The 24,441-nt window shown below is 67.7% G+C and carries 27 protein-coding genes; 9 read left to right on the top strand and 18 right to left on the bottom strand.

All coding sequences use genetic code 11. The features are described from left to right. Positions 1–19 precede the first annotated feature (19 nt). The 4 genes from cmk to ACNSN7_RS13155 all read right to left on the bottom strand — a co-directional run bounded on the left by cmk (position 20) and on the right by ACNSN7_RS13155 (position 3,358). Positions 20–598: a (d)CMP kinase gene (gene cmk / locus ACNSN7_RS13170; protein ID WP_418282761.1), complete on the bottom strand. Its 579-nt coding sequence runs from the start codon at positions 596–598 to the stop codon at positions 20–22. A gap of 84 nt (positions 599–682) precedes the next feature. Continuing rightward, complete coding sequence (locus ACNSN7_RS13165; protein WP_418282760.1) at positions 683–988, bottom strand: DUF7977 family protein; 306 nt, start codon at positions 986–988, stop codon at positions 683–685. Then, positions 978–2,018, bottom strand: a complete 1,041-nt coding sequence (locus ACNSN7_RS13160) for a zinc-binding dehydrogenase (RefSeq protein ID WP_418282759.1) — start codon at positions 2,016–2,018, stop codon at positions 978–980. The genes ACNSN7_RS13165 and ACNSN7_RS13160 overlap by 11 nt, the downstream gene beginning before the upstream one ends. Positions 2,019–2,227: 209 nt before the next feature. Further along, positions 2,228–3,358: a pyridoxal-phosphate-dependent aminotransferase family protein gene (locus ACNSN7_RS13155; RefSeq protein WP_418282758.1), complete on the bottom strand. Its 1,131-nt coding sequence runs from the start codon at positions 3,356–3,358 to the stop codon at positions 2,228–2,230. 131 nt (positions 3,359–3,489) lie between these two features. On the opposite strand from ACNSN7_RS13155, the gene ACNSN7_RS13150 reads away from it, so the two are divergent. Further along, complete coding sequence (locus tag ACNSN7_RS13150; protein WP_418282757.1) at positions 3,490–4,002, top strand: universal stress protein; 513 nt, start codon at positions 3,490–3,492, stop codon at positions 4,000–4,002. Between the two features lie 29 nt (positions 4,003–4,031). Here ACNSN7_RS13150 and ACNSN7_RS13145 read toward each other — a convergent pair whose 3' ends face one another. The 3 genes from ACNSN7_RS13145 to ACNSN7_RS13135 all read right to left on the bottom strand — a co-directional run bounded on the left by ACNSN7_RS13145 (position 4,032) and on the right by ACNSN7_RS13135 (position 6,829). Then, complete coding sequence (locus tag ACNSN7_RS13145; protein WP_418282756.1) at positions 4,032–5,036, bottom strand: biotin--[acetyl-CoA-carboxylase] ligase; 1,005 nt, start codon at positions 5,034–5,036, stop codon at positions 4,032–4,034. 65 nt (positions 5,037–5,101) lie between these two features. Further along, entirely contained in the window at positions 5,102–6,352 is a 1,251-nt protein-coding gene (locus tag ACNSN7_RS13140) for an HD domain-containing protein (protein WP_418282755.1), read from the bottom strand. A 120-nt stretch (positions 6,353–6,472) separates the two neighbouring features. After that, positions 6,473–6,829 (bottom strand): hypothetical protein, encoded by a 357-nt coding sequence (locus ACNSN7_RS13135; protein WP_418282754.1) that lies wholly within the window; start codon positions 6,827–6,829, stop codon positions 6,473–6,475. A gap of 298 nt (positions 6,830–7,127) precedes the next feature. Between ACNSN7_RS13135 and ACNSN7_RS13130 the strand changes: the two genes are divergently transcribed. Continuing rightward, positions 7,128–7,949, top strand: coding sequence for a hypothetical protein (locus tag ACNSN7_RS13130; RefSeq protein ID WP_418282753.1), 822 nt, complete (start codon positions 7,128–7,130; stop codon positions 7,947–7,949). Beyond that, entirely contained in the window at positions 7,946–8,410 is a 465-nt protein-coding gene (locus tag ACNSN7_RS13125) for a hypothetical protein (RefSeq protein ID WP_418282752.1), read from the top strand. Before ACNSN7_RS13130 ends, ACNSN7_RS13125 begins: the two co-directional genes overlap by 4 nt. A gap of 101 nt (positions 8,411–8,511) precedes the next feature. On the opposite strand, the gene ACNSN7_RS13120 is transcribed toward ACNSN7_RS13125, so the two are convergent. Further along, positions 8,512–9,075: an OsmC family protein gene (locus ACNSN7_RS13120; protein WP_418282751.1), complete on the bottom strand. Its 564-nt coding sequence runs from the start codon at positions 9,073–9,075 to the stop codon at positions 8,512–8,514. Positions 9,076–9,388: 313 nt separating this feature from the next. On the opposite strand from ACNSN7_RS13120, the gene ACNSN7_RS13115 reads away from it, so the two are divergent. Further along, positions 9,389–9,781 (top strand): hypothetical protein, encoded by a 393-nt coding sequence (locus tag ACNSN7_RS13115; RefSeq protein WP_418282750.1) that lies wholly within the window; start codon positions 9,389–9,391, stop codon positions 9,779–9,781. A 424-nt stretch (positions 9,782–10,205) separates the two neighbouring features. On the opposite strand, the gene ACNSN7_RS13110 is transcribed toward ACNSN7_RS13115, so the two are convergent. After that, positions 10,206–11,498: a Glu/Leu/Phe/Val family dehydrogenase gene (locus ACNSN7_RS13110; protein ID WP_418282749.1), complete on the bottom strand. Its 1,293-nt coding sequence runs from the start codon at positions 11,496–11,498 to the stop codon at positions 10,206–10,208. A gap of 152 nt (positions 11,499–11,650) precedes the next feature. On the opposite strand from ACNSN7_RS13110, the gene ACNSN7_RS13105 reads away from it, so the two are divergent. Next, complete coding sequence (locus tag ACNSN7_RS13105) at positions 11,651–12,397, top strand: 5-formyltetrahydrofolate cyclo-ligase (RefSeq protein ID WP_418282748.1); 747 nt, start codon at positions 11,651–11,653, stop codon at positions 12,395–12,397. Positions 12,398–12,437: 40 nt separating this feature from the next. On the opposite strand, the gene ACNSN7_RS13100 is transcribed toward ACNSN7_RS13105, so the two are convergent. The 3 genes from ACNSN7_RS13100 to ACNSN7_RS13090 form a co-directional block, all read right to left on the bottom strand. Beyond that, positions 12,438–12,668, bottom strand: coding sequence for an H/ACA ribonucleoprotein complex subunit GAR1 (locus ACNSN7_RS13100; protein WP_418282747.1), 231 nt, complete (start codon positions 12,666–12,668; stop codon positions 12,438–12,440). A 2-nt stretch (positions 12,669–12,670) separates the two neighbouring features. Further along, positions 12,671–12,949, bottom strand: coding sequence for a signal recognition particle subunit SRP19 (gene srp19, locus ACNSN7_RS13095; RefSeq protein WP_418282746.1), 279 nt, complete (start codon positions 12,947–12,949; stop codon positions 12,671–12,673). A gap of 73 nt (positions 12,950–13,022) precedes the next feature. After that, on the bottom strand, positions 13,023–14,132 hold the full coding sequence (locus ACNSN7_RS13090) for a PGF-CTERM-anchored ABC transporter substrate-binding protein (RefSeq protein WP_418282745.1): 1,110 nt from the start codon (positions 14,130–14,132) through the stop codon (positions 13,023–13,025). 62 nt (positions 14,133–14,194) lie between these two features. On the opposite strand from ACNSN7_RS13090, the gene btuC reads away from it, so the two are divergent. From btuC to ACNSN7_RS13070, 4 genes are read left to right on the top strand one after another with little or no spacing between them, the layout of a single operon-like run. After that, positions 14,195–15,337: a vitamin B12 ABC transporter permease BtuC gene (gene btuC, locus ACNSN7_RS13085; RefSeq protein ID WP_418282744.1), complete on the top strand. Its 1,143-nt coding sequence runs from the start codon at positions 14,195–14,197 to the stop codon at positions 15,335–15,337. Then, positions 15,334–16,632: an ATP-binding cassette domain-containing protein gene (locus ACNSN7_RS13080; RefSeq protein ID WP_418282743.1), complete on the top strand. Its 1,299-nt coding sequence runs from the start codon at positions 15,334–15,336 to the stop codon at positions 16,630–16,632. The genes btuC and ACNSN7_RS13080 overlap by 4 nt, the downstream gene beginning before the upstream one ends. A 58-nt stretch (positions 16,633–16,690) precedes the next feature. Beyond that, complete coding sequence (locus ACNSN7_RS13075; RefSeq protein ID WP_418282742.1) at positions 16,691–17,728, top strand: presenilin family intramembrane aspartyl protease PSH; 1,038 nt, start codon at positions 16,691–16,693, stop codon at positions 17,726–17,728. Positions 17,729–17,772: 44 nt separating this feature from the next. Then, positions 17,773–18,843: a zinc-dependent alcohol dehydrogenase family protein gene (locus tag ACNSN7_RS13070; protein ID WP_418282741.1), complete on the top strand. Its 1,071-nt coding sequence runs from the start codon at positions 17,773–17,775 to the stop codon at positions 18,841–18,843. A gap of 90 nt (positions 18,844–18,933) precedes the next feature. On the opposite strand, the gene ACNSN7_RS13065 is transcribed toward ACNSN7_RS13070, so the two are convergent. The 6 genes from ACNSN7_RS13065 to ACNSN7_RS13040 form a co-directional block, all read right to left on the bottom strand. Next, positions 18,934–19,860, bottom strand: coding sequence for an amino acid ABC transporter permease (locus ACNSN7_RS13065; protein WP_418282740.1), 927 nt, complete (start codon positions 19,858–19,860; stop codon positions 18,934–18,936). A 34-nt stretch (positions 19,861–19,894) separates the two neighbouring features. Then, on the bottom strand, positions 19,895–20,641 hold the full coding sequence (locus ACNSN7_RS13060) for an amino acid ABC transporter ATP-binding protein (RefSeq protein ID WP_418282739.1): 747 nt from the start codon (positions 20,639–20,641) through the stop codon (positions 19,895–19,897). Beyond that, the gene (locus ACNSN7_RS13055; RefSeq protein WP_418282738.1) at positions 20,638–21,423 is read right to left on the bottom strand and encodes an amino acid ABC transporter permease; all 786 of its coding nucleotides are present in this window, start codon (positions 21,421–21,423) and stop codon (positions 20,638–20,640) included. Before ACNSN7_RS13055 ends, ACNSN7_RS13060 begins: the two co-directional genes overlap by 4 nt. Position 21,424: 1 nt before the next feature. Further along, on the bottom strand, positions 21,425–22,219 hold the full coding sequence (locus ACNSN7_RS13050; protein WP_418282737.1) for a transporter substrate-binding domain-containing protein: 795 nt from the start codon (positions 22,217–22,219) through the stop codon (positions 21,425–21,427). A gap of 158 nt (positions 22,220–22,377) precedes the next feature. Continuing rightward, the gene (locus tag ACNSN7_RS13045; protein ID WP_496923310.1) at positions 22,378–23,283 is read right to left on the bottom strand and encodes a COX15/CtaA family protein; all 906 of its coding nucleotides are present in this window, start codon (positions 23,281–23,283) and stop codon (positions 22,378–22,380) included. A gap of 88 nt (positions 23,284–23,371) precedes the next feature. Continuing rightward, the gene (locus ACNSN7_RS13040; RefSeq protein ID WP_418282736.1) at positions 23,372–23,827 is read right to left on the bottom strand and encodes a DUF5814 domain-containing protein; all 456 of its coding nucleotides are present in this window, start codon (positions 23,825–23,827) and stop codon (positions 23,372–23,374) included. Positions 23,828–24,441: the final 614 nt, after the last annotated feature.

Genomic DNA, 24,441 nt, shown 5'->3' with positions numbered 1-24,441 from the left:
GCAGCGACGCGCGCACCGCTTAAAAGTCGTGGGTGACGCCCTCGATGGGAACCTTCCCCTCGTCGTCGTCGGCGTCGTACGCCTCGACGGTCGCGACGAGCGCGTCCAGGAACCGTTCGGGGCCCCAGCGGGCGGTGTTGTACGCGGCGTCGTAAATGGACAGGTCGTCGATGTCGATGCCGTAGTACTCCCGATACCGCTTCTTCTCGGAGGCCTCGCGTCGTTGCGTCTCCTCGCGTGCGCGACCGACCGGTTTCTCCTCGCGTTCCGCGATCCGCTCCGCGCGGACGTCGACCGGTGCGTCGAACCAGAAGCGGAGATCCGCGTGATCGCCCGCGAGCCAGCCGGCGAGTCTGGACTCGAGAACGAGACCGTCCCGGGTCGTCGCGATCTCGTACAGTCGTCGGTCGAGGTCGCGATCGATGGCGGCGTCCTCCTCGGCGTGTTCGTTGAACTCGACGGGCGTCATGTCGCGTTCGGCGGCCATCTCGCGAAAGATGTCGCCGCCGGACACGTGGTCAAGCCCGAGCGCCTCGGCGAGTCCCGCGGCGTTCGTGCTCTTCCCGCTTCCCGGCGGGCCGGAGACGGTGATCAACATATCCACACTCCGCGGCTACCGCTGAAAACGGTTATCGTTCGTCGCCACGGATGTGATCGGTTCGCTCGGTGCGGCGCGCGCCGATCACTCCGTCTCGCCCACCACACCCAGCGACCAGACCGCGAGCACGCCGAGCAACACGGCAGGGATCAACGGGAGCAGCAGGTACGTCCCGTAAAAGGTGAGCCCGAACGACCCGGCCGCGTACGGGTACGCGTAGATGATCCCGGGGATCACCAACACGGAGACTATCAGCGCGGCAACCAACACCCACCCTCGCCGCCCGACCCCCTCCGGCTCGGTCGTGATCGGTCCGACGTCGGCACCGATATCTCGCTCGTCGCCCGGTGTATGGACGTATTCGTCGTCCGCGTCGGATTCAGAACTCACTGTCGGGTATTACCACTACCTTCCCAAAGCCCTCACGGTTCTCGATCAGCTCGTGCGCTCGCGCGGCCTCGCTCATCGGCAGCGTCTCACGGATCCGCGGCTCGAACGTGCCGTCCCACACGAGTTCGAGGACGTCGTCGACCTCGCCGGGCGTCGCCATCGTGGACCCGAGCACCGACAGCTGGTTCCAGAAGATCCGGTTGAGGCCTGCGTCCGGGTTCGGTCCGGTCGTCGCGCCGCAGGTGACGAGCCGGCCGCCCTTCGCGAGCGACGCCAGCGAGTCGGGATACGTCGCCTCCCCGACGTGGTCGACGACGACGTCCACGCCGCGTTTCCCCGTCAGCGCCGCGATCTCCGACGCGAAATCGTCAGTTTCGTAGTCGATGACGTGGTCCGCACCGCACTCCTCGGCGTGGCGGAGCTTCGCCTCCGTCGAGGCGGTCGCGAACACCTCACAGCCGGCGTGGTCGGCGATCTGGACCGCGGCGTGGCCGACGCCTCCGGACGCCCCCAACACGAGGACGGACTCGCCCGCCTCGATGTCGGCACGCGTCTGGAGCATTCGCCACGCGGTCTGGAAGACGAGCGAGGCGGAGCCGGCGACCGACCAGTCGACGTCGTCGGGCACGGGAACGAGGTTGTCCGCGGGCACCGCCGCTCGCTCCGCGTGAACGCCCGGCAGATGCTCGCCGAGGATGCGGAAGGAGACGCATTGCGACTCCTCGCCCGCCCGACAGAACTCGCACTCGCCACAGGAGACGCCGGCGCTCACCGCGACCCGGTCACCCGGCTCGAACCGCGTGACGTCGTCGCCGACCGTCTCGACGACGCCGGCCGCGTCGCTGCCGGGCACGTGCGGCAGTTCGAGTTCGACGCCCGGGAGCCCGCGGCGCGTCCAGACGTCGAGGTGGTTGAGCGCGCCGGCCTTCACGTCGACGACGACCTCGTCGGCGGCGGGCTCCGGCTCCGGGAACTCGCCGTACTCGATCACGTCGCGGTCGCCGTGTGCCGAGAACTGAACGGCCTTCATACGTGACACGACAGCATCCGGCCCTAAAACGGTACGGCACCCGGCGACGTGGGCGGCAAACGGCGGACGAGAGCGATGTTGGGTCGCCCGACGTCCGACGGAGCCAACACGGGATCGCCCGATGACCCCGCGTCCGGAGCGTGATCGCCGTCCGTGTGTCCGAGCGGGCCGTTCGGTATCGTTCAGTATCGTCCGGCATCGGTGCGACCTCAGCGCGTGGAGTCCCGCTCCGAGAGCACGTCGCCGAGCGCGTCCATCGTTGCATCGACCCGGTCGAGACGCGCGTTGTGTCCCATGTGACCGATCCGGAGGATATCGTCCGCGAGGTCGCCCAACCCGGTCGCGACGAGCACGTCGTGGTCGGTATGGAGCGCCGCCTGTAGCTCCCGTGCGCGTCCGGGGACGGCGAACGCGGTAACGGTCGGCGAGCTTCGTTCGGGGGCGGGGTACGGTTCCAGCCCGAGGTCGTTCCCGCGCTCGCGACAGCGTTCCGCGGCCGCCTCGTGGCGCCGATACACGTCGTCGAGACCCTCCTCGACGACGAGCGCGAGCGCCTCGCGTAAGGCGACGACGTTCGTCGTCAGGTGCGTGTACGGGAACCCCTCGGAGGTGTCCCGCCACGGGAGGAAGTTCGTGTACAGCGAGTGCGGATCGCGCTCCTCCATCGCCGCCCACGCCCGATCGCTTATCGCCGCCGTGGTGAGTCCGGGGGGTGCGCTGAAACACTTCTGGGACGCGCCGAGACAGACGTCGATCCGGTCCGTCGGAACCGGAACGCCCCCCAACGAGGAGACGGCGTCGACGACGGTGAGCGCGCCCGTCTCCGCGAACAGGTCGAGTGCCGGCTCGAGGTCGTTGAGCGTCCCCGTCGGCGTCTCGCAGTGGACCATCGTCGCGACGTCGAACGCGCCGTCGGTAAGCGCCGTTTCGAGCTCCGCGAGCGGGAAGGGGTCGTCGTAGTCGGCCGCCACGAGCGTCGCCTCGCCGCCGTACTGCTCGACGAACTCGGCGAACCCGTCACCGTACAGCCCGTTCGACAGACACAACACCTCGGTTCCGGGCTCGACGAGCGACGCGATCGCCGCTTCCAGCCCGAGGATTCCCTCGCCCCCGGGAACGACGACGTCGCGACCATCGCCGGAGCCGGCGGTGTCGTCGATGTCGTCGATGTTGCCGGTCTCGACAACGGTCTCTTCGACGCCGTACACCGCCGCGAGCCGTTCGGTCAGGTCGTCGTAGATCCCCTGAAACCGCGGATCGACGTCCGGGTTGATCAGTTCGCGGCTCATCGCCTCGCGGACGGGGTCGGGGACCGAGGTCGGTCCCGGCGTCATGAGCATGCCCGGTAACTCGCCCACGATCGGATATAGTTGGCCTCGTTCCGCCGACCGATCGGCGTCGGCGGCCGAAGAGAACCGGCAAACTGTGCAAAGAGTTATCAACCACGACAAACACCAACATACGAGAACAGATGACACTCTACGACCGGATCCTGGTTCCCACGGACGGTTCTCCCGAGGGAGAGCGGGCGGTCGTCCACGCGCTCGATCTGGCGACGGTTCACGACGCGAGGGTACACGCGTTGTACGTCATCAACACCGCGAGCTACGCGGGGATGCCGATGGAGACCTCCTGGGAGGGCGTCGACGACCTACTCCGCACGGACGCCGAGGCCGCGGTCGCGGTCGTCGAGGAGTTGGCGACCGACTACGACATCGATGTCACGACCGCAGTCGTCGACGGCTCGCCGAGCCGGGAGATCATCAGGTACGCCGAAGGCGAAGACTGTGACCTGATCGTGATGGGAACCCACGGTCGGGGCGGGATCGACAGGCTCCTGCTCGGGAGCGTGACCGAAAAAGTCGTCCGTGGATCCGAGGTCCCCGTCCTGACGGTCCGCGTGACCGACGATCCCTCGAAGGGAGGGGCCGCCGCCGATGGCGAATCGGGGAGCGGTCGAGTCGCGGATTCGGAACTCTCCTGAGGCGCTCGCTTCCCGTCAGTGGCCGACGGTCAGCGCTCGTTCCCTACCGGACGGAGGTGTTCACAGTCCCCGGCGTGGACGCGGACGTGCTCGTCTCCCGTGTCGACGACGAGTCCGCCGGGGAACTCGACGTCGACCGCGACGCCGTGCACCTCGCCGGCGGCGGTGTCGACGCGCACGCGAGCACCGATCGTGCTCGTACGCTCGCGCCACGCGGGGAGGATCCGGTCCGGGGCTGCGGTCAGTTCGTGATACCGTTCGAGGAGCCGCTGGAGGAATCGTCGCCGATCGATGTCCGCACCGCACTGCTCCCGGAGCGACGTCGCTCCGGTCGGGAGTTCCTCCGCGTCGATGTTCGCGTTGACGCCCGGACCGACGACGAGCCACGAGACTTGGTCGGCTTCGCCCTCCATCTCCGTGAGGATCCCGGCGAGCTTTCGACCACCGCGGGCGCGGTCGTCGGACGCTCGACCGGACGAGACTCCCGATCGGCCGTCGCCCACCGGGGACCCGTCACCGACGAGAACGTCGTTCGGCCACTTGATGTACGCGTCGACGCCGAGTTCCCGACACGCATCGGTCACCGCGACCGCGACGGCGAGCGTGAACGCGGGCGCATGCGCCGGGGGGACGTCCGGCCGGGTCAACACCGAAGCCCATACGCCGCCACTCGGTGCGGTCCACTGCCGGTCGAGCCGTCCCCGTCCGCCGAGCTGTTCGTCCGCGACGACGACGAGATCGGACGCTCCGTCCGCCGCCAGCTCTCGGGCGCGATCGTTGGTGGAGCCGACCGCATCGTGGAACTCGACCGCATACGGCGCGTTGAGCCCGTACTCGATCCCGGCGGCTGTGTACGGCGGGTCGTCGGGCGCGACGTACCCGTTCGGGGTCGACTCGACCGCGAACCCCTCCTCGCGAAGCGCCTCGACCGCCTTCCAGACGGCCGCGCGGGAGACGTCGAGATCGTCGGCGAGCGCCGGTCCCGAGACGGGGCCGTCATCGAGCGCGTCGAGGAGCGCGCGGCGCGTGTCCATACGTGTACGACTGCGCGTCCGGACGCAAAGCGGTTCCGGGTCACCCAACGCCGCCGCGGGTCGCGTCACTCGAACTCGTCGAGGGTGGTCGGCATCGCCTTCCGGACCGCGCTCACGAGTCCGTCGGGATCGAGTCCGAGGACCGCCGCTGCCGCCCGCCCGACGCGATCGGTGTCTGCGTCCGGCGCATACACGCCGAGCCGCCACTGGTTCCGCTGTGCGGTCCGGAGCGCCGAGACGAGCGGCGACTGTCTCTCCAGGCGTCGCACCTCGCCGCTGACGGTGACGCGCGCGGTCGACTCGCGCATCGACGGCTCCGGCGGCACGTCAAGGATCACGCTGTCGCGATCGACGTCGGCCTCCGACGCGATCTCGCGCTCGAGCGCCCGCTCGGCGTCGTGGTCCGCCTCGTGAACGCGCTCCGGGACGTCGTCGTACTCGGCCCAGACCGCTAGCTTGTACAGGTCGCGTTCGTCGTATCGCCGACAGAGCTCCGCGGTTTCCCCACAACCGCGGAGCGCGGACAGGAGATCGTGATCGTCCATGCGTCGGAGCTCGGTGGCGGTCGTCTCGCTCGCCGAGAGGAGCTCCGAGGCGGCGCGACGGAGTATCGCCTTCGAGATGCGCGCGACGTGGTGGGTGTACACGACCGGGTTCATGAGCGCGCGGGCGAGCAGCAGGCTCTCGGCCGTCTGGACGTTGCCCTCGTCGAGGACGAGCGCGGGGGTCGATCCGGTAGCGTCGTCGCCATCGACGTCCGTGAACGTCAGCTCCCGGACGAAGCGCCCGGTGTCGATCGTCCCGTAGGGAACGCCGGTGTGGTACGCGTCACGGACGAGGTAGTCCATCCGGTCGACGTCGAGCTCGCCGGAGATCAACGCGCCGTACGTCCCCTCTCCCGCGACCAGCTCGGCGATCCGAGACGGGTCGAGGTCGTGGTCGCGAAGCACTGCACCGACCTCGCCCTCGTGCAACAGCTCGTCGACGTCGTCGTGGTACTTTCCGGTGTGACGGTGCGTGAGCGCCTCGATGTTGTGGCTGAACGGCCCGTGGCCCACGTCATGGAGGAGCGCCGCCGCCTCGATCCGCTCGGCTCGGCTTCCGCCGATGTCGAGGTGATCGAGCGCCTGCCGAGCGAGGTGGTAGACGCCGAGGCTGTGCTCGAATCGGGTGTGGTTCGCCGACGGGTACACGAGCTGAACCGTGCCGAGCTGTTTGACGTGTCGAAGCCGCTGTACCGCCGGAGTATCGACGAGATCAGCGGCGACACCGTCGATCTCGATGTGATCGTGGACGGTGTCTTTGATCGTGATCATACCGACCGGTTCGGCGTCACGGGTTAAAAACAACGGGCGAACGGCGCGTACGGGCCGTCGATCGTCTGTACATGGGCTAGAATTCGGGCTGAAGACAACTGTTCACGTCGGTTTCGTCGGCTACCGAGCGAGGTATGCCCCGAACAGTAACGGAGACGCGAGCAGTGTCAGCGGCACGGCGATCCAGACCTGCCCCGCCAGCACGTCATACTGACCGAGCGTCACTGAAACGGGCGTTCCCTCGGCGTATCCGACGAGAAACTCGAAGCCGACGGTCAGTACGGTCCACCCGACGCCGACGATCACCAGTTCCGCCCGGGAATACGTGATCGACGTCCACCTGAAGAATCCGAACGAGACCACGAGGATAGCGATGACGAGCAACGCCGTGCTCAACACGTGACCAGGATAGTCACCGACTCGAGGGATCAAGACGATTTCCCTGAATCCCCCGTTCGCAACGGCGATGATGGCCATCACGACCCAGGCCCCGAGCGGATACAGCAGTGCTCGTGGGTGATACGAAATCGCCGCAAGCGTCAGTAACGAACCCATACATCCCTCTCGCTGTCATCTCACTAAATTCGCTCGGGGCAAATCCTTTGCATTCGCCCGTGGAACTGGCACGCATGCGGTCCCTCCACACTCAGTCCCTCCATCGTGCGTCTACTCGAAACGGACCCGGACGACTTCCCGACACGGATCGGTCAGCCATCGGTGCCGGCTATGCGGCAGCAACCCGCCGTCGTCGAGGAGTTCGATTGAGGCGGTCACAATGAGCACGCCGTCACCCCGCACGCTCCTCGTCGCGGCGATCGGTGGAGTCGCCCATCTCAGCGTCGTCGAGTTCCTGTTCCGTTGGCTCGGTCACGTTCCCGACTCCCTGTGGCCGCTTGCCGCAGTCGAGAGCGCGGCGTTTGTCTTCGCGTTCGGCGTCCTCGTCGTCCTTCTCTCCGCTCACACGCGATTGCTCTCGCCGGTCGTCGGGCTCCCCGCACTGCTCGCGTGGGCGACGTATCGGGACGTCGTTTCGCCGACACCGGTCTGGTCGGAGCTCGAGGGGTACCTCGTCGTCGACGGCCCCGTCTACTTGACGAGCTACGTGGGAACGTGGTACGTGTGGCTCGCGACGTTCGTCGTCCTCGCCGCCGTGGAGTACGGGATTCGCCAGCGATACGGCCTCGGAGACAACCGGCTACGGAACCTGCCGCCGGTACCGCCGAGTCGACGTGCGACGGTCCTCGTGGCCGGCGCGGTCGGGGGCACGTTCGGAATCGCCGTCGTGGCGTGGATGGCGGGAATCGGTGTGAATCCGACCGGAATCGTTCCCGTGCTCGCCGTGACGACGGCGCTCGCTGCGGCGGTCCCTGTCGGTGCTGCCGTCGGCCGCGGGCTGGTCGCGCCGACCGCGTGTTTCCTCGCGCTCGTCGTGCCGGCCCTCCTGAACCAGACGTTCGTCGGCAGTGAAGGCGGACCGGTGTTTCTCCTCGTGCTCGGGCCGCTCGCCGTTGGCTTCGCGATCGTTGGAGCCCTCGAGAACGCCCTCCGATCGCGGCTTTCGAGACGGTTCGGCGGTTTCAGTGAGGGCTCCGGATGACCCGGACGCCGTTCTCGCCGTCGGTTCGCCGGCGAACGGTGGAGCCGGTGCTGGCCGCGCTCACCGTGACACTCGCCGTCGTCTGGGTGACGGAGCCCGGATTCGTGTTCGACGGCGGGATCGTCGCGGCGATCGTCGGCCCCCTATTCGTCCCCGCAACACTTCTCGTTCCGGGACTCCTCGCGGCATCAGTACTCGCTCGCGTGGTTCGACACGGCGTGCGACTCGCCGCGACGTATGCGGACTCTAGTGACCGGACACAAAACGGCGCTACGAGTCTCCGACGGATCGGAACGTCGCTCGTCTTCGGCGCGCTCGCCGGCTACACGCTCTGGTGGGTGGTCGCGAGCGTGTCCGTTCTCACCGTCGATGACGCCGGCGGCGTGATGCTTGCGCCGCTGGTTGCGCTCGTCACCGGCAGTGTGCTTGGTGTACTCCTGCTCGGACAAACCGTACGGTAGTGCTGTGCGTACCTCCCATCGACGATGCCGATGAATGGACTGGGATTTGCGACGGTCCCCTCAGCTATTTCACCGGGATGATATGTAAAAACAAGACGTGGTTAGTTGATGACGAGGCGGGTTTCGAGCGGGACCTCGTTCGTGATCACGTCCATGAGCGGCGAGGTCTTCTCAACCCGCTCGCGCAGTTCGGTCAGTTCGGCCTCAGAAGCGTCGGCGTCCACGTGAACCGTGCAGTCGATCGACTCGTAGCCGGGACGAACGTCCTCGGAGATACCGAGGAAGCCGCGGAGATCGACATCGCCCTCCATCTCGAAGCGGAGATCGTCGAGTTCGATCCCCATGTGAGCGGCGTTCGCCGCGTAGCCGACGCTCAGACACGACCCGAGCGCGCCGAGGAGGAGTTCGACGGCGTTCGGTCCCGTGCGCTCGCCGAGGATCTGTTCCGGCTCATCACCTTGAAGTGTGAACTCACGCGTGTGGATGGTCTCACCCGCCTGGTCGAACTCGTCGATCGTCGTCACGGACTTGAGTGCGTCCTCCCAATCGGTCTCGGCCCGGAACGTGAACATTCCGGCATCGGAATCCTCGCTGATCGTTTCGACTGCGCCTTCAAGCGCAGTGACGTCGACACCGTTTACTGCCTGTCGTTCGGTCGTCGCCATTTCGAATCACCAGTACTCGTAGGACAGTTATGAGAATAAACCCGTATTATCGGATAGTGTATTCTTACACAATTTTTTGTGATGGATATGTGCGATGTATTCAGCACGGTGGCAGAGGTTTACGTCGTTGCATTGTCACTACCTGTCAAGAGCGCCGTATGAGATACAGAGGTTCTACTCCTCAAACTCTTCGAGTGGTACGATAAGCCGAACTGGAGGGTGATCTACCCGAACTTAAGATGTATCACCGTCGGCCTATGAACAGTTTTGCCCGCCAATTAACGCTTATTTCGATAGCCTTCGAAGGGCCAGTATGCGCCGAACGCTGCTGTCGGTCATCGGTCTGGTAATGGTGTCGATTCCACGCAGGATTGTCGAAACTGCGGAGACCGTGGCGTTCGAGAACCCGGAGGACGCCATACTCCGCGGATGGACCGTCCCGATGGCCCGCCTCGAAGGGATCGGGTTTCTCCTCCTCATCCGCCGGACTGGTTTCCTCTCGGGCGTCGTAGGCGTGGTATTTGGCCTGGTTGGATCAGCCGCGGCGGTCGTACCGCGTCAGTACCTTGATTTTGGGTTATCGCTCGCCTACGAGAACCCAAACGACATCACGGTAAAATCGTGGGTGATCCCGGTAACGCGGGTGCTCGGAATCATTGCGTTAGTGCTGACGGTCGTGTCGCTTCGCAGTGAGGGTGACGATTGATACTGCGGGATAGCCGTGTCTGTGAATGGATAGACGATCGACATCACCGTGTGCTCGATCAGCAGAACTCCACCGATCAAGAACAGCGTCCGACTGTACAGCAGTAGCGAGGCTCTCGCCCGGCGCGCCTCCGAGCGCCCACCGCGAGCGAGGGGCGCACCGATCCGCGCGAGTCCTCACGGCTGGGGCTTTGCAGGCGTTCACCGTCGATCCGAGTGAGACCGCTTATAAATAACCAGACCACCGATCTGATTCGCGTACTCCCGCTATCGATCGAGAAGCACGTTCAAACATCGGCTGTTTCATGCCACCTTATCTCTGATTACCAGTATTTCAACGGAGTCCCCGGTCCCGAGACCGAGATCATGCTCGGAACGTGCCGCCCCTGCCTCAGGGGAACAGTCCGCACTACTTCGCCCCCGCCTCAGGGGAACAGTCCGCGGTACTCGTGGGCGCTCGCCGTACGTTCGAGCGCGATCGTGTACGCGGCGGTACGGAGGTCGGGAACGTCGCCGTCGTCGTACCGGGCGATCGTCTCGTCAAACGCCGAGCCGATGCGACGTTCCAGCTCCGCGTTCACCGTCTGCAGGGGCCAGGAGAACTCCTGAGAGTTCTGGACCCATTCGAGATACGAGACGATCACGCCGCCCGTGTTCGCGAGGATGTCGGGGACGACTTGAACGTCCCGTTCGGTGAGGATTTCGTCGGCGGCGACCGTCGTCGGACCGTTCGCGGCCTCGACGACCGCTGACGCACGAATGTCGTCGACGTTGTGCGCAGTGATGACGCCCTCGACGGCCGCGGGGATGAGGACGTCGACGTCGAGCGACAACAGCGTCTCGTTGTCGATGTGGCCCGCTTCGTCCCACCGCGTCCGGTCGTCGCTCACGCCGCGGACTACGCCCGCGGTGTACTCCTCCATGAGCCCGCCGGCGTCGACGTGGGTCGCGAGCGTGGGGACGTCGAGTCCCTCGGGATCGTACGCGCCGCCGGTCACGTCGGAGGCGGCGACGACGCGAGCACCGGCGTCGTCGAGGAGGCGGGCGGCGTTAGCGCCCACGTTACCGAATCCTTGCACCGCCACGGTCGCCTCCGTGAGGTCGCGTTCGAGGTACTCGAACAGCCGCTCCGTGATGATGGAGACGCCCCGACCGGTGGCCTCGACGCGACCCGGCGTGCCGCCGATCTCCAGCGGCTTCCCGGTGACGACCTTCGGAACCGTGTACCCCTCGTACATCGAGTAGGTGTCCATCATCCACGCCATCGTCTGCGGGTTCGTGTTCATGTCCGGCGCGGGAACGTCCGTCTCCGGACCGATCATCCGACGGATCCCCTCCGTGTATCGACGGGTGAGCCGTTCGAGGTCCCGGTCGGTCAGCTCCTTCGGCTCGCAGATGACCCCGCCCTTCGCGCCCCCGTACGGGAGGTCGACGAGCGCGGCCTTCCACGTCATCCAGCCCGCGAGCGCTTCCACCTCACGCTGGGTGACCGACGGGTGGTACCGAACCCCGCCCTTGAACGGGCCGCGCGCGCTGTCGAACTGACAGCGATACCCCTCGAACACCTCGACCCCGCCCGACTCGAGCTTGACCGGGAGCGTCACCTTGAGGGTCCGTTCGGGGTGCTTGAGCCGCTCGAATATGCCGTGGTCGACCTCGGCGTACTCCTCCGCGCGGTCCATCTGTGCCAGCATGTTCTCGAACGGATCGTCGGCCATGATCGATGAGTCACGGGGACCGGTGATATCGGTTTCGGCAATAATCGCCACTGGGAGATCATGTCTATCAACGGATCACGGTCTTGTCTGTCAACGGATCACGGTACCCTTTCGGACACGCGGCGCGTGGCCTCGAACGAGTGGTCACGATCATGGACAAAGTGACGGTTCGGGAGACGGTCTGGGACGCGTTGGCGGAACGCGGAGCGGCGCGGTTCCCGTTTCCGCCGCACGGACGGATCCCCAACTTCGCCGGCGCGGACGACGCCTGCGAACGGGTGACCGAGACCGACGCGTGGGCTTCGGCGACGACGCTGAAGTGCAATCCTGACGCGCCACAGCTCCCGGTTCGACGGGCCGCGTTGCGCGCGGGTAAGACCGTGTACATGGCGCAGCCGCGACTCCGCGATCCGAAGCCGTTCCTCCGACTCGATCCCGCCGAGGTCGACGACGTCGACGAGGCGACCACGGTGTCGGGCGTCTCGAAACACGGCGTTCCCGTCGCGCCCGAGGACGTCCCGCACGTCGATCTGGTCGTCTCCGGGTCGGTCGCCGTGACGACGGCGGGCGACCGGATCGGAAAGGGAGAAGGGTACAGCGACCTCGAATGGGCGGTGCTTCGCGAGCTCGACGCCGTCGACGACGACACCACCGTCGCAACGACCGTTCACGACCTGCAGGTCGTCGACGGCCCCGACTCGCCGATATCCGATCCGGAGGAACTCCCCGATCCGGACGCACACGACGTGCCCCTCGATCTCGTCGCGACGCCGAGTCGGACGATCCGGACCGGAACGGAGCGAACGCGACCCGACGGCGTCGACTGGGACGTGCTCGGTGACGCGAAGCGCTCAGAGATTCCCGTGTTGGCGGAGCGAGCGTCGGGCGAGGACGGATGACGTGAACTGAAAGCGTCGGACGGCGTTTCCGGAGTCTCGGTTACCGGCCGTACAGCTTCCCGCCCAGCATCGACGCGAGTTCGACGCCGTCGTTCGGCGTGACGGCGACGTACGGGCGGTCGACGGGGCCGAACACGTCGACGACGCGCCCGACCGTCGAGAGCGACTCGTCGACGACCATCAGCCCGATGTCGGGCGGTTCCTCGCCGGTACCCACACGCGCGATCGCAAGTCCCTGTGCCGTTTGGACGACCGTTCCGACGCGCTGCATCGTCACTCGCGGATGATTCCGAGATAGGCGGCGATCGCCTGCACGAGATCGTTTTTCGCCGTGTCCTCGGTTCCCTGGACGATCACCGACCCGCGGGGCTCGAACTCCCGCGAGTAGGTGGTGTCGCGTTCGATCACCGCGTCGTAGCCGACCTGCTGGACCGCCTTCGCTATCTCGTCGACGGTCGGGTCCTCGATCGCGAGGTCCGACGGGACCCGTCGACCCTCCGAGCGTGAGAGACCCGCGTCGAAGTAGGCGGGGTACACAACGTTCTCGACCATATCGGAGGGGCGGGCGCGCGGCGTAAGGTCGTTTCGACTGCCCACGGCCGACCGGCCGTCTCGGATGGTTCGATCAGGGACGCCGCGCGGTCGACACGGCGGCCAGCGTCGCGAGAAGGGCGGCGACGACCGCGACCGCCACGCCGAATCCGGGCGCTTCCGCGTCGACGCCGTCATCGTCGTCCGCCGTCGGCGTCTCGTCGGCGCGCTCGTCGTCCTTCCCCGCGTCGTACTCCTCGACCGCGTCCGCGAGCGTCGACGTCGACTCGACGACGCTCAGCGGCGCGGGCTGGTTGAGGTAGTGCACCTGCATGACGACCGCGTTCCCCTCCAGTCCGGCCGTCGTCTGCGAGTACGGCTCCTCGTCGAGGATCATCGCGTCCGGATCGGTGACGAGGATCAGTTCGGGATCCCTCTCGACGATCACTTCGTCGGAGAGCTGCGGATAGCCCTCGTGGTCGGCGGCCGCGACGTTGTCGACCCCGCCGATCGTCATGATCTCGTCGATGAACGTGTCGCCGGCGGCGACGAACCCGGAGCCGAGCGGGTACAGCGCGGCCGGGCGGTCGAGGTCGGCGGTGCGTTCCTCGACCGCGTCGACCTCCTCGTACATCCACGCGGTGGTCTCGGCGGCCGCCTCGCACTCGCCGACGAGCAGGCCGATCCGCTCGGTCTTGGCGGCGATGTCGTCGACGTCCGTCGCCTCGGGGAAGTGATACACCGTCTCGCCCGCGTCGCGGAGCGGTCCGACGTCGTCCGCGGAGGCGTTCGGAGCCAACACGAGGTCCGCTTCGGTGCCGACGACGCGCTCGGTGTCGATCCCGAACTCGGCGGAGACGTTGGCCTTCTCGTCGGCCCCGTCGAGATACGCGGCGAACTGGGTCACGCCGACGACCCTGTCTTCGGCACCGATCGCCCACAGCGTCTGTGCGGCCGACGGATTCGTCGTGGTGATCCGTTCGGGCGGCTCCTCGATCGTTATCTCCTCGCCCGTTGCGTCCGTAACGGTGAGCGGGAACTCACACCGGTCGGCGACGTCGGCCGAACGCTCCACGTCCGCTGGGGCCGACGCCCCGTCGTCGATGGTGTGTGACGCTCCCGATCCAGCTGCGACGCCTGCGAACCCGCCGACGAAAGCGGTCGCGACGAGCACGGCGACGGTGACTGCTGATAGCGCTCTCATCGGATCGTCGACGGCGCTCGTCCAATAAGTATTTACCTACTACAAGCTGTGTTGCTAACCGAATGGGAACCGTGGCGAGAGCGGCGACGTGGTCGGTCGCGCTAGCGGCGCTTCTCGCCGTCGTCGTCACGGTGAGCGCGGGGATCGGGCCCGTGCGGATCCCGCCCGCGGAGGTGGTGAAGGTGGTGTTGAACGCGCTGGTCGTCCCCGCGGGCGTCGAGACGGGCGCTCGCGGGACCGGCCCGCTGGTCGTTCCGACGGCGGACGTCGTCTATCGGTCGCCGTTCGCGTTCCCCGTCGACGACGTCCACAGACGGATCGTGTTGTACGTCCGGCTCCCGCGGATCCTGCTCGGCGCGATCGTCGGCTTCGCGCTCGCCGCCGCCGGCACCGTGATGCAGGGATTCTTCAGGAACCCGATGGCGGACCCGTCGATCATCGGCGTCTCCTCCGGCGCGGCGGTGGGTGCGGTCGCGTTCATCGTCTTTCCGGTCGCGCTGTCGACGACCGTCGTGCTCCCGCTCGTCGGCGGAGTCGACGTCGGGCTGTCACACGGCGCGGGCGTCAGCCTGTTCGCGTTCGTCGGGGCGGTCGTCGCCGCGTTCGGCGTGTACGCCGTCGCGACGCGGCACGGTCGCACGCCGGTCGCGACCCTGCTGTTAGCCGGCGTCGCCGTGCAGACGTTCCTCGGGGCGGTCATCTCGTACCTTCAGTTACAGGCCGGCGAGTCGCTCCGCCGGATCGTCGCGTGGCTGATGGGACACCTCTCGGCGGCGTCCTGGAGCGACGTGGCGGTGACGGTCGTCGTCGTGCCGCCGCTGTTTCTCGTCCTGCTCGCGTACACGCGGGACCTCAACGTCCTCCTGCTCGGCGAGGAGGAGGCACAGGGGCTCGGGATCGAAGTCGAACGTACGAAGCGAGTCCTGCTCGCGGCCTCCTCGCTGATCACGGCGGCCGGGGTCGCGTTCGCGGGCGTCATCGGCTTCGTCGGTCTGATCGTTCCCCACATGCTCCGGCTCGTCGTCGGGCCCGACCATCGGGTGTTGCTTCCGACGGCCGCGCTGGCTGGCGGATCGTTCCTCGTCGCCGCGGACACGCTCGCACGCTCCGGGAGCGCCGAACTGCCCGTCGGCGTCGTCACCGCCGCCGTCGGCGCGCCCTTTTTCATCTACCTGCTCACGAAACGCGAGGTGCACGAGCTGTGAGCGTCGACGACCCGGAGGCTGACCCGGAAACGGATCCGCTCCCGGAAGCGGAGTCGACCCCGGAGACCGAGACGATCCCGAAGACGGTCGCCGACGCCACGAGCGACACGGCCCCGGACGCGTCGTCCCCCGTGATCCGCGTTCGGAACCTCTCCGTCTCGTTCGGGGAGCTGTCGGTGCTGTCCGGCGTGGACGTGTCGGTCGACGCCGGCTCGTTCGTCGGGCTCGTCGGGCCGAACGGCGCGGGGAAGACGACGCTCCTCCGCGTCGTCAAGGGGACGTTGACCCCGGACGAGGGGTCGGCCCTGCTCGCCGGCGACCCGGTCTCGGAGCTGTCCGCGAAAGCGACCGGCCGCCGAGTGGCGAGCGTCCCGCAGGAGACGAGCCTCTCCTTCGATTTCCCCGTCCGCAACGTCGTCGAGATGGGGCGAACTCCGCATATCGATCGGTTCGGGAGCCACGACGCCGCCGACGCCGAAGCGGTCCGACGGGCGATGTCGGACGCGGAGGTGGCGCGGTTCGCGGACCGACCGATCACCGAGATATCCGGCGGCGAGCGCGGGCGTGTTCTGCTCGCGCGGGCGCTCGCCCAGGAGACGCCCGCGCTCCTGCTCGACGAGCCGACCGCGAGCCTGGACGTGAACCACGCGGTGCGGACGCTGGAGCTCGTTCGCGAACTGGTCGACGGCGGGAAGGCGGCGATCGCCGCGATCCACGACCTCGACATGGCGGCGCGGTACTGCGACGAGATCGTCTTACTCGCCGACGGCGAGGTGCACGCGACCGGCGAGCCCGAGTCGGTGCTGTCCGCGGCGACGCTCCGTGACGCGTTCGATGCCGAGGCGTTCGTCGGCCCGAACCCGGTCACCGCGACGCCGACCGTCACCTCGTTTCCCCGGTCCGACGACGGCCCGCACCGCGTGCACGTCGTCGGCACCGGACCGGACGCGGCACGCGGCATCGGGCGACTCGCGGCCGCCGGCCACGACCTCTCCGTCGGCGTCGTTCCGGAGGGAGACGTCGCCGAGCGCGTCGCGAACGCGGCCGGCGCGAGGCTCGCGACGGTTCCCCCGTTCGAGGACGCGGGACCCGATTCGGACGCGGTCGTCCGCGCCCGAGACCTCTCCGCCGCCGCCGACGTGACGCTGGTCGTGGGTGCGATCGCGGGAGCGAACCGGCCGGTCGCCGACGCCGCGGCCGACGTCGCCCGGATCGACGCCGAAGACGTCCGCGACGGGGACGTGTCGACCGCGGTCCTCGACGCGGTCGACACCGCGGACGGCACCGATCGATAACCGGACGACGAGCCCGAAGCGCAAGGTCGAAACCCCCCGATCGCGAACGGGCAGTCGAATGTCCCCTCGCGAGTACCGCGGCGTCGCCTTCGCGGTCGCGTTGTTCGTCGTCGTGCAGGTCGGCGCGCTGGCGCTGGTCCCCGAGTTCGTCGAGAGCGGCTACCAGCCGGTCGAGGACCCTCAGGACCCGACCAACAGCCTGCTGTACGTCGCCGCGATCGTCGCCATGACGGCCCTGATGCTCGCGGCGTTCCGGTACGACCTCGACTGGGCGATCCGCCTGCTCATCGTCGGCGTCTCGGGATGGCTCTCGTGGTACGTGTTCTCGGCGGTTCTCTCCCCGGTCGCCGCGGCGATCCCCGCCGTGGCCGTCGCCGTCGGTCTCCTCGTTCACCCCGAGTGGTACGTCATCGACACGGCGGGCGTGTTGATGGGAGCGGGCGCTGCCGGGCTGTTCGGGATCTCCTTCGGGGTGTTGCCCGCGCTGATCCTCCTGGTCGTGCTCGCGGTGTACGACGCGATCTCCGTGTACGGCACCGAACACATGCTCTCGCTCGCGGAGGGCGTGATGGACCTGAACGTTCCAGTCGTGTTAGTGATCCCGCTGTCACTGTCGTACTCGCTGCTCGACGACGACTTCTCCGGGGCCGCGGACGTCCACGAAGACGATGGCGACGCCGAACGCGAGGGCGAAGACCACGGTGACGTCGCACGCGATGACGACAGCAACGCCGCACGCGAGGACGGTCCGGACCGCGAGGACGGGGACGCCTCCGATCCCGAAGACGCCTCGCGCGACGCCTTCTTCATCGGGCTCGGTGACGCCGTGATCCCGGCCGTGTTGGTCGCCAGCGCGGCGACGTTCTCCCCGGCACCGACTCTGACGGTGCCGCTGATAGAGCTCAACCTCCCCGCGCTGCTCGCGATGGGCGGTACCGTCGCCGGGCTGCTCGTCCTCATGAGCTGGGTGATGAAGGGCCGAGCCCACGCCGGACTCCCGCTTTTGAACGGCGGCGCGATCGGCGGCTACCTGCTCGGCTCCGTGCTCGCCGGCGTCTCGCTCGCCGAGGCGGTCGGGCTGACGTCGCTGATCTGAGCACCGGCCCGTAACGCTTTGTCCCGGCCCTTCGAGGGGCCCGTATGCGCGCTGCGGTCCTGCAAGCGTACGGCGAACCGCTCTCGATCCGACGGCTTCCGGAGCCGGACCCCGCACCCGACGGCGCGGTCGTTCGCGTCGACGCCTGCGGCGTCTGCCGGAGCGACTGGCACGCCTGGGCGGGACACGGTGAGTGGGCCGACGACCGAGTGCCCCGCGGACAAGTGCTCGGACACGAGCCCGCGGGCGAGCTCGTCGAGGTCGGGGAGAGAGTCGAGCGGTTCGCGGCCGGCGATCGGGTCGTCGTTCCGTTCTCGCTCGGCGACGGCCGCTGTCCGTACTGTCGCCGCGGGCACGGCAACGTCTGTTCGGACGGGCGGGCGCTCGGGTTCGAGCCCGACGCGCCCGGCGCGTTCGCGGAGCGGGTCGCCGTCCCGGCAGCCGACTACAACCTCGTCGATCGCCCCGACTGGCTCTCGGCGCGCGACGCCGCCGCGCTCGGCTGCCGGTACATGACCGCGTACCACGCGCTCGCCGAGCGCGCCGAGCTCTCGGGCGGTGACTGGCTCGCCGTCCACGGCTGCGGGGGCGTCGGGCTCTCGGCCGTCCAGATCGGGTCGGCGCTGGGCGCGCGGATCATCGCCGTGGACGTCGACGACGAGGCGCTCGCCAACGCGACCGAGACGGGTGCCGACCGCGTCGTGAACCCGAGCGACGTCGACGGCGAGGTGTCCGACCGTCTCCGCGAGCTCTCCGACGGCGGCGTCGACGTGTCGATGGACGCGCTGGGGATCGCGGAGACGTGCCGGAGCTCCGTCCGGTCGGTCCGGCCGCGGGGAACCCACGTCCAGGTCGGGCTGACGACCGACGTCGAGCGCGGCGAAGTGTCGCTTCCGACCGACTGGATGACGCGCTGGGAGGTGTCGTTCGTCGGCTCCCGCGGCATGCCGCCGACGAACTACGACGACCTGTTCGCGCTGATCGAGGCGTCCGACGTCGATCCGGGATCGCTCGTGAGCCGCGAGCTCGCGCTCTCGGACGTGTCCGATCGACTCGCGGCGATGGACGATTACGAGGTTCGCGGCGTCGAGGTCGTCACCGACTTCACCGGGTGATCGTGCGGGGAACACGACCGAGCGATCCGGGTTCGGTCCCTGGTCGCGAGCCGGTCCCTAGTCGCGAGCCGGCCCCTGGTCGCGATCCGATCATCGGTCGCGATCCGCGCCGAGCCCCGGGATCGCGACGGCGTCCTCGACGCGGGCCATCAGCTTCGAGGCGGTGAGCACCAGCGCGAGGTACGCCAGTCCGGTCACCGCGAATATCACGGTGTACCGAAACGTGTTCGAGGCGATCTGGAACGCCCGGTAGTACAGCTCCGGGACGGTGATGAACGCCGCCAGCGAGGAGTACTTGATGAGGTAGACGAACTCGTTGGTCCACGAGGGGATCGCGTAGCGGAGCCCTTGTGGGAGAACGACGTAGTAGATCGTCTCCACCTTCGAGAGTCCGATCGCCCGGCCGGCGGTGATCTGTCCCTCCTCGACGCTCTCTAAGGCCCCGCGGATGTACTCGGCCTGATACGCCGCGCCGTTGAGCGTGAACCCGACGATGGCGACCCAGACGACGTTCCGCGGGAACACCCCGGACAGCACGCCTGGGACGTACTGGCTCAGGTTGAGCCCGTAGTGGAGCACGAACAGCTGAGCCAGGAGCGGCGTCCCGCGAAGCAGTTCCGTGTACGCCAGCGAGGCGTACGCCGAGTACCGACCGTACACGCGCGCGACCGACAGCGGCACCGCGATGAAGAAGCCGACGGCGAGGCTGACGGCCGTGATGACGATCGTGAGCCACATTCCGCGGGCGATCTCCGGCGAGATGTCGACCGCGAACGCGACGTCGTTCGCGTACGCGGAGAGACCCGGGGTCGTCGCGAGCGCTGCCTCGACGGCGGCGGGCGAGACGAACGGCTCGCCGACGGGGACGATCACGCCGCCGAGCCAGCGGTTGACCCAGCTCGCGACCAGCCACGCCCAGAACAGTGCGCCGACCGCGATCAGGAGGAGTCGTCCCACCGAGAGGTCGGCGGCGGCCGCGCGCTCCCGAACCGTCGCGGGTCTCGTCGCGCTCGCCATCAGTCGACCTCCACGGACATCGACGTCCCGGTCATCAGTCGTGTCCCGCGATGCGTTCGAGGAAGCGACCGGTTCGCTCCTGCTCGGGGCGATCGAACAGCTGTTCGGGCGGTCCGCGCTCGACGACGTGGCCGCCGTCGAGGAACACGATCTCGTCGGCGACGGCGCGGGCGAAACTCATCTCGTGGGTGACGACGAGCATCGTCATGCCGTCCTCGACTAAGTCGTGCATCACCGCCAGCACCTCACCGATCAGCTCGGGATCGAGCGCGCTCGTCGGCTCGTCGAACAGCATGAGCTTCGGTTCCATCGCAAGCGCGCGGGCTATGCCGACGCGCTGTTTCTGTCCGCCGGAGAGCTCCGCCGGATACGACTCCGTCTGGTCGGCCAGTCCGACGCGGTCGAGCTGCTCGCGAGCGCGCGACCGGGCCGCTTCTTTCGACAGTCCGAGCACGCGCTGCGGGCCGAGCGCGACGTTCTCCAGCGCGGATAGATGCGCGAACAGGTTGAAGTCCTGGAACACCATTCCGACCTCCCGCCGGAGGTCGTCGACGTCGACGTCGGGGGCGGTTATCTCCTCCCCGTCGAGGTAGATCCGACCCTCCTGGACCTCGGCCAGTCGGTTGACACAGCGGAGCATCGTCGACTTCCCGGACCCCGACGGGCCGATGAGCACGGAGACGTCCCCGCGGTCCATCTCGAAGGAGACGTCGTGGAGCACCTGCTCGTCGCCGTACCACTTCGAGACGTCGACGGCCCGGAGGAAGCGATCGTTACTCACGCCGACTCACCCTCCGGAATCGCGTAGTGGTCGCCGAGGCGGTCGAGCGCGCGGTTCGTCGCGAACGTGAGGACGAAGTAGATGGCACTGATGAAGACGATGACTTCGAGCACCGCCGTCGTCCGCTCGACGAACAGGTCGTAGCTGCGCGTGAGCAGTTCGGCGAGGCCGATGGCGAAGACGATGCTCGTGTCTTTCAAGACGATCGTGAACTCGTTTTGGAACCCCGGGATCGACCGGCGAAGCGCCTGTGGGACGGCGACGTGTCGAACCGCCTCGAACTGCGACATCCCGAGCGCCCGCGCCGCCTCCAGCTGTCCGTCGTCGACGCTCCCGAGCGAGGCCCGGAAGATCTGCGACTGGTAGGCCGCGCTCCGGAGCCCCAGTCCGAGGATACCGGACATGACGGCTCCGGAGATGGAGTAGAAGCCGAGGTTCACCTGCGGTACCCCGATCACGAAGAACATCACCACGAGGATGACGACGATCGGTGTTCCCCGAAGGATCACTCCGACGACCTCCACGATCCGTTTGAGGATGCCGTCACCGTACACCTCGACCGCACCGGCCGGGAACCCGACCAGAAATCCCAACAGGATCGACGCGACCGTCAACCCGATCGTGAGCAGCGCGCCGCCCGCGAGGTAGTCGACGTTCCGGAACACGAACCGCCAGTCGTCGAGTTCGGTGACGAGGGGGACGACGCCGTCGACGGAAGCTATCGGAACGCCGGATGCGAGGCTCTCGACCGCGGCGAGCGCGATCCCCGCCGTCGCGGACATCCTACTCCTGTCCGAACCAGCGGTCGGTGATCTCGGCGTAGGTGTCGTCGTTGCGGACCGTGGCGAGCCCGTCGTTGAGCGCCTCGCGGAACTCGTCGTCGTCCTGCCGGACGCCGAAGCCGAACTCCTCGCCCGTCTCCTCGACGAAGGCGATCTCCACGTCGCGCTGGGCGGCGAACGTCTCCGCGACCGGCAGGTCGATCACGACGGCGTCGATGTTCTCGTTTTCCAGGTCCTCGACGGCGAACACGTAGTTGCCGTACGACGAGTAGTCGTCCTCGTCGATGATCCCGGCGTCGATCAGGTTCTCCTGTGCCTGGTCAGCCCCGGTCGTGCCGGACTGTGCGCCGACGCGGCGTCCCTCGAAGTCCGCCCAGCCCGACGGCTGAAAGTCGCCGCCGGCGCGGACCAGTACCGCCTGATCGGACTCCCAGTACGGGTCAGAAAAGGAGATCGTCTCCTGCCGGTCCGGGTTGATGGTCATCGCGGCCGCGATGACGTCGATCTGGTCGCTGGTGAGCGCGGGGATGAGCCCGTCGAACTCGTACTCGTCCCACTCGCCGAGCTCGTACTCCGTCTCGGCGACGACCGCTTCGAGGAGGTCGACGTCGAACCCGATCAGCTCGCCGTCCTCCTTCATCTCGAACGGCGGGAACCCCGGTGCCGTTCCCGGCGTAATGACGTCGCTGTCGTCACCGAGACAGCCCGCGAGCCCCGTGGATCCGACCGCGGCGGCGGCTCCGGTCAGTTTCAGGTACGTACGACGACTCACGTCGGTCCGCATGTGGCGAGTCATACGTTCGTTCGAGGCGGACAATCGGTTTTAAGGTTTCCTCACGCGGTCGAGAACGGGACGGATCCGACGTTATCCACGACCTGGTCGACGTTCGATCGGATCCACTGGCGTGGCGTTCGAGTCGACCGGCGTGGCGTTCGAGTCGACCGACGCAGTGATCAATCCCCGCCGACCGGTGCGGCGTTCGCCGAGTCGCCGTCGGCGGATCGCACCGTCCATGCGGCGGCTCCGGCGAACGCGACGGCTCCGGCGAGCGCGACGACGTTGACCTGTTGCCAGAACGTCGTGTACAACACGAGGTCCCGACCGAGCAACAGCGTCCCCACGAGTAGCACCATCGATCCGGCCGCGAGTCGGCGGACGTTCCGCGCGGCGGACGGGGAGAGACCGACGTAACCGTCGGTCGTCGCCTCCGTGGCGTACACGACGGCGGCGAGCAGTCCAAGGTGCGCCCCGAGGCCGGCGACGTAGAACCACGCCTGTGCACCCGGCGAGTAGGTGAGGATCGGGACCGCCCGTGAGAGGAGCGCGCTGGCGAGCAAGCCGGTCAGGGCGACGCCGAGCGCGATCCGAATCAGGCGCGTCGATCCGCCATGGCGTTCGGCGTCTGGCCCCCACAGCGTCGCTAGCCCGAGCAGCGTGAAGATGACCAGCGCGACGATCAGGTGGGCCGCGTGCGTCGACACCGTGTACCCGCCCGGGACGAGCCCGCCGACCGTGACCGTGATCGCGCCGACGGTGATCTGGACGGGGAGCACGACGACGGCGAGCGTCGCGGCCAGCCGGGTCCGGCGGTCGAACGAGCCGATCCACGTCCACGCCGCGACTCCGATGATGAGGAACCCGGTGATCATCGCCCACACCCGGTGGAACCACTCGATGAAGTCGGGATTGATCGTCAGCGCGGGAATGAGCTGGTCCGAACAGAGGGGCCACTGTGCTTGACAGGCCAGCCCCGAGCCGGTCGCCGCGGTGTACACGCCGATGGCGAACAGCGTCAGCGTCATCCCCGTCGTCGCCGCCGCGTATCGTCGGAACGTCAGCCACGCGGGCCGAAGACTCATTGCCGACGCTCGGGGGTGAGCGCACTTAGACCGTTCGACCGCTCCACACGATCGGGAACGGGATCGAGAGAAAGGGGGCGACCCGACGCTACCCGGACAGCCGCGTTCGCGCTCGCCGGGCCTTCGACGACATCTCCTCGTTGCCCTCGACGTCCGCGAGCGTCTCGACCGCCTCCAGCTTCCTGATGGCGTCGTCGAGGAACGACCTGACGTCGCCGGTGTACGCGTACACCATGTAGTCGTCGGTCATCACGTCGACGATCGCCCCCGGACCGAGCCCCTGTGCACGGAGCTCTAAGACGTAGCGGATGAACTTCTCTTCCGGACAGCCGCAGTACGGGTTGGCGTCGCAGTCGCAGTCGAGGAAGTCCTCCGCGAAATCCAAGATCCGGTCCCGCGTCGTCGAGTCGAGCTTCGAGAGCCCGTCGCCGGTGAAGAGCAGATCGAGCGTCGCTCCCGAGAACGCCCCCTTCGGGACGCGCGTCTCCAGTTGCGAGGAGAGCTGTCGATGGTTTTTGACGTAGATCTTGTCCGTAAACGCCACGATTGCCCGTCGATACGCCCGCACCGCCTAAAAGGGCCGCGATGACCACCTGGGGACGGCATCCAACGGGTCTCATCGCCTGCTCGATCCCTTCGGAACCGCTCGATGCGCGATATCGGGTGCGCGATATCGAGAGCGAGACGCTTACCCGAGGGGGTGGGATGTTTATACGCTCTCGATCGGTGAGATCGCTCTGCTGGGGTGGCTTCGACCGCCTGCAAATCCCCGGCCGCTCGCTTATAAATCGTTGCCAGCGCGGACACCACCTCCAAACCCCCGGCCGCGAGGAGGGCGCAAGCGACGTAAGCAGCGTGGCGCTACGCGCTACGGGCAGCCGGCGGCAGAGCGGCCGGCGGCAGAGTGGTCGGCGACAGAGCGGCCGGCGGCAGAGTGGTCGGCGACAGAGCGGCCGGCGACACCGAAAGGAGCGAACGATGTGAGTGACTGAGGAGCGCAGCGAGCGTGCGCCCTCATCGCGGCTGCCCCTTTGAGTCCCGCCCCGCACAGCACCGCACCCGCGCCTCACGCCTCCCCAGCCTCGTCAGGGGCGGTCGCCGGAACCGCTCGGCGACCGCCCCTGACTCCCTCGCGCGACGCCGTTCGCGGCCTGACGG

Source organism: Halorubrum rarum (assembly GCF_048380895.1).
Classification (GTDB): Archaea; Halobacteriota; Halobacteria; order Halobacteriales; family Haloferacaceae; genus Halorubrum.
Note: the sequence above shows the minus strand (reverse complement) of the source record. Positions and strands in the feature narration are given on the sequence as shown.

Bases quoted from the DNA above. Each gene is read 5' to 3' on its own strand.
- cmk (WP_418282761.1), bottom strand. From the start codon at position 598: ATGTTGATCACCGTCTCCGGCCCGCCGGGAAGCGGGAAGAGCACGAAC.
- ACNSN7_RS13160 (WP_418282759.1), bottom strand. From the start codon at position 2,018: ATGAAGGCCGTTCAGTTCTCGGCACACGGCGACCGCGACGTGATCGAG.
- ACNSN7_RS13155 (WP_418282758.1), bottom strand. From the start codon at position 3,358: ATGCTCATGACGCCGGGACCGACCTCGGTCCCCGACCCCGTCCGCGAG.
- ACNSN7_RS13150 (WP_418282757.1), top strand. From the start codon at position 3,490: ATGACACTCTACGACCGGATCCTGGTTCCCACGGACGGTTCTCCCGAG.
- ACNSN7_RS13145 (WP_418282756.1), bottom strand. From the start codon at position 5,036: ATGGACACGCGCCGCGCGCTCCTCGACGCGCTCGATGACGGCCCCGTC.
- ACNSN7_RS13140 (WP_418282755.1), bottom strand. From the start codon at position 6,352: ATGATCACGATCAAAGACACCGTCCACGATCACATCGAGATCGACGGT.
- ACNSN7_RS13135 (WP_418282754.1), bottom strand. From the start codon at position 6,829: ATGGCCATCATCGCCGTTGCGAACGGGGGATTCAGGGAAATCGTCTTG.
- ACNSN7_RS13130 (WP_418282753.1), top strand. From the start codon at position 7,128: ATGAGCACGCCGTCACCCCGCACGCTCCTCGTCGCGGCGATCGGTGGA.
- ACNSN7_RS13125 (WP_418282752.1), top strand. From the start codon at position 7,946: ATGACCCGGACGCCGTTCTCGCCGTCGGTTCGCCGGCGAACGGTGGAG.
- ACNSN7_RS13120 (WP_418282751.1), bottom strand. From the start codon at position 9,075: ATGGCGACGACCGAACGACAGGCAGTAAACGGTGTCGACGTCACTGCG.
- ACNSN7_RS13115 (WP_418282750.1), top strand. From the start codon at position 9,389: ATGCGCCGAACGCTGCTGTCGGTCATCGGTCTGGTAATGGTGTCGATT.
- ACNSN7_RS13110 (WP_418282749.1), bottom strand. From the start codon at position 11,498: ATGGCCGACGATCCGTTCGAGAACATGCTGGCACAGATGGACCGCGCG.
- ACNSN7_RS13105 (WP_418282748.1), top strand. From the start codon at position 11,651: ATGGACAAAGTGACGGTTCGGGAGACGGTCTGGGACGCGTTGGCGGAA.
- ACNSN7_RS13100 (WP_418282747.1), bottom strand. From the start codon at position 12,668: ATGCAGCGCGTCGGAACGGTCGTCCAAACGGCACAGGGACTTGCGATC.
- srp19 (WP_418282746.1), bottom strand. From the start codon at position 12,949: ATGGTCGAGAACGTTGTGTACCCCGCCTACTTCGACGCGGGTCTCTCA.
- ACNSN7_RS13090 (WP_418282745.1), bottom strand. From the start codon at position 14,132: ATGAGAGCGCTATCAGCAGTCACCGTCGCCGTGCTCGTCGCGACCGCT.
- btuC (WP_418282744.1), top strand. From the start codon at position 14,195: ATGGGAACCGTGGCGAGAGCGGCGACGTGGTCGGTCGCGCTAGCGGCG.
- ACNSN7_RS13075 (WP_418282742.1), top strand. From the start codon at position 16,691: ATGTCCCCTCGCGAGTACCGCGGCGTCGCCTTCGCGGTCGCGTTGTTC.
- ACNSN7_RS13070 (WP_418282741.1), top strand. From the start codon at position 17,773: ATGCGCGCTGCGGTCCTGCAAGCGTACGGCGAACCGCTCTCGATCCGA.
- ACNSN7_RS13065 (WP_418282740.1), bottom strand. From the start codon at position 19,860: ATGGCGAGCGCGACGAGACCCGCGACGGTTCGGGAGCGCGCGGCCGCC.
- ACNSN7_RS13055 (WP_418282738.1), bottom strand. From the start codon at position 21,423: ATGTCCGCGACGGCGGGGATCGCGCTCGCCGCGGTCGAGAGCCTCGCA.
- ACNSN7_RS13050 (WP_418282737.1), bottom strand. From the start codon at position 22,219: ATGACTCGCCACATGCGGACCGACGTGAGTCGTCGTACGTACCTGAAA.
- ACNSN7_RS13045 (WP_496923310.1), bottom strand. From the start codon at position 23,283: ATGAGTCTTCGGCCCGCGTGGCTGACGTTCCGACGATACGCGGCGGCG.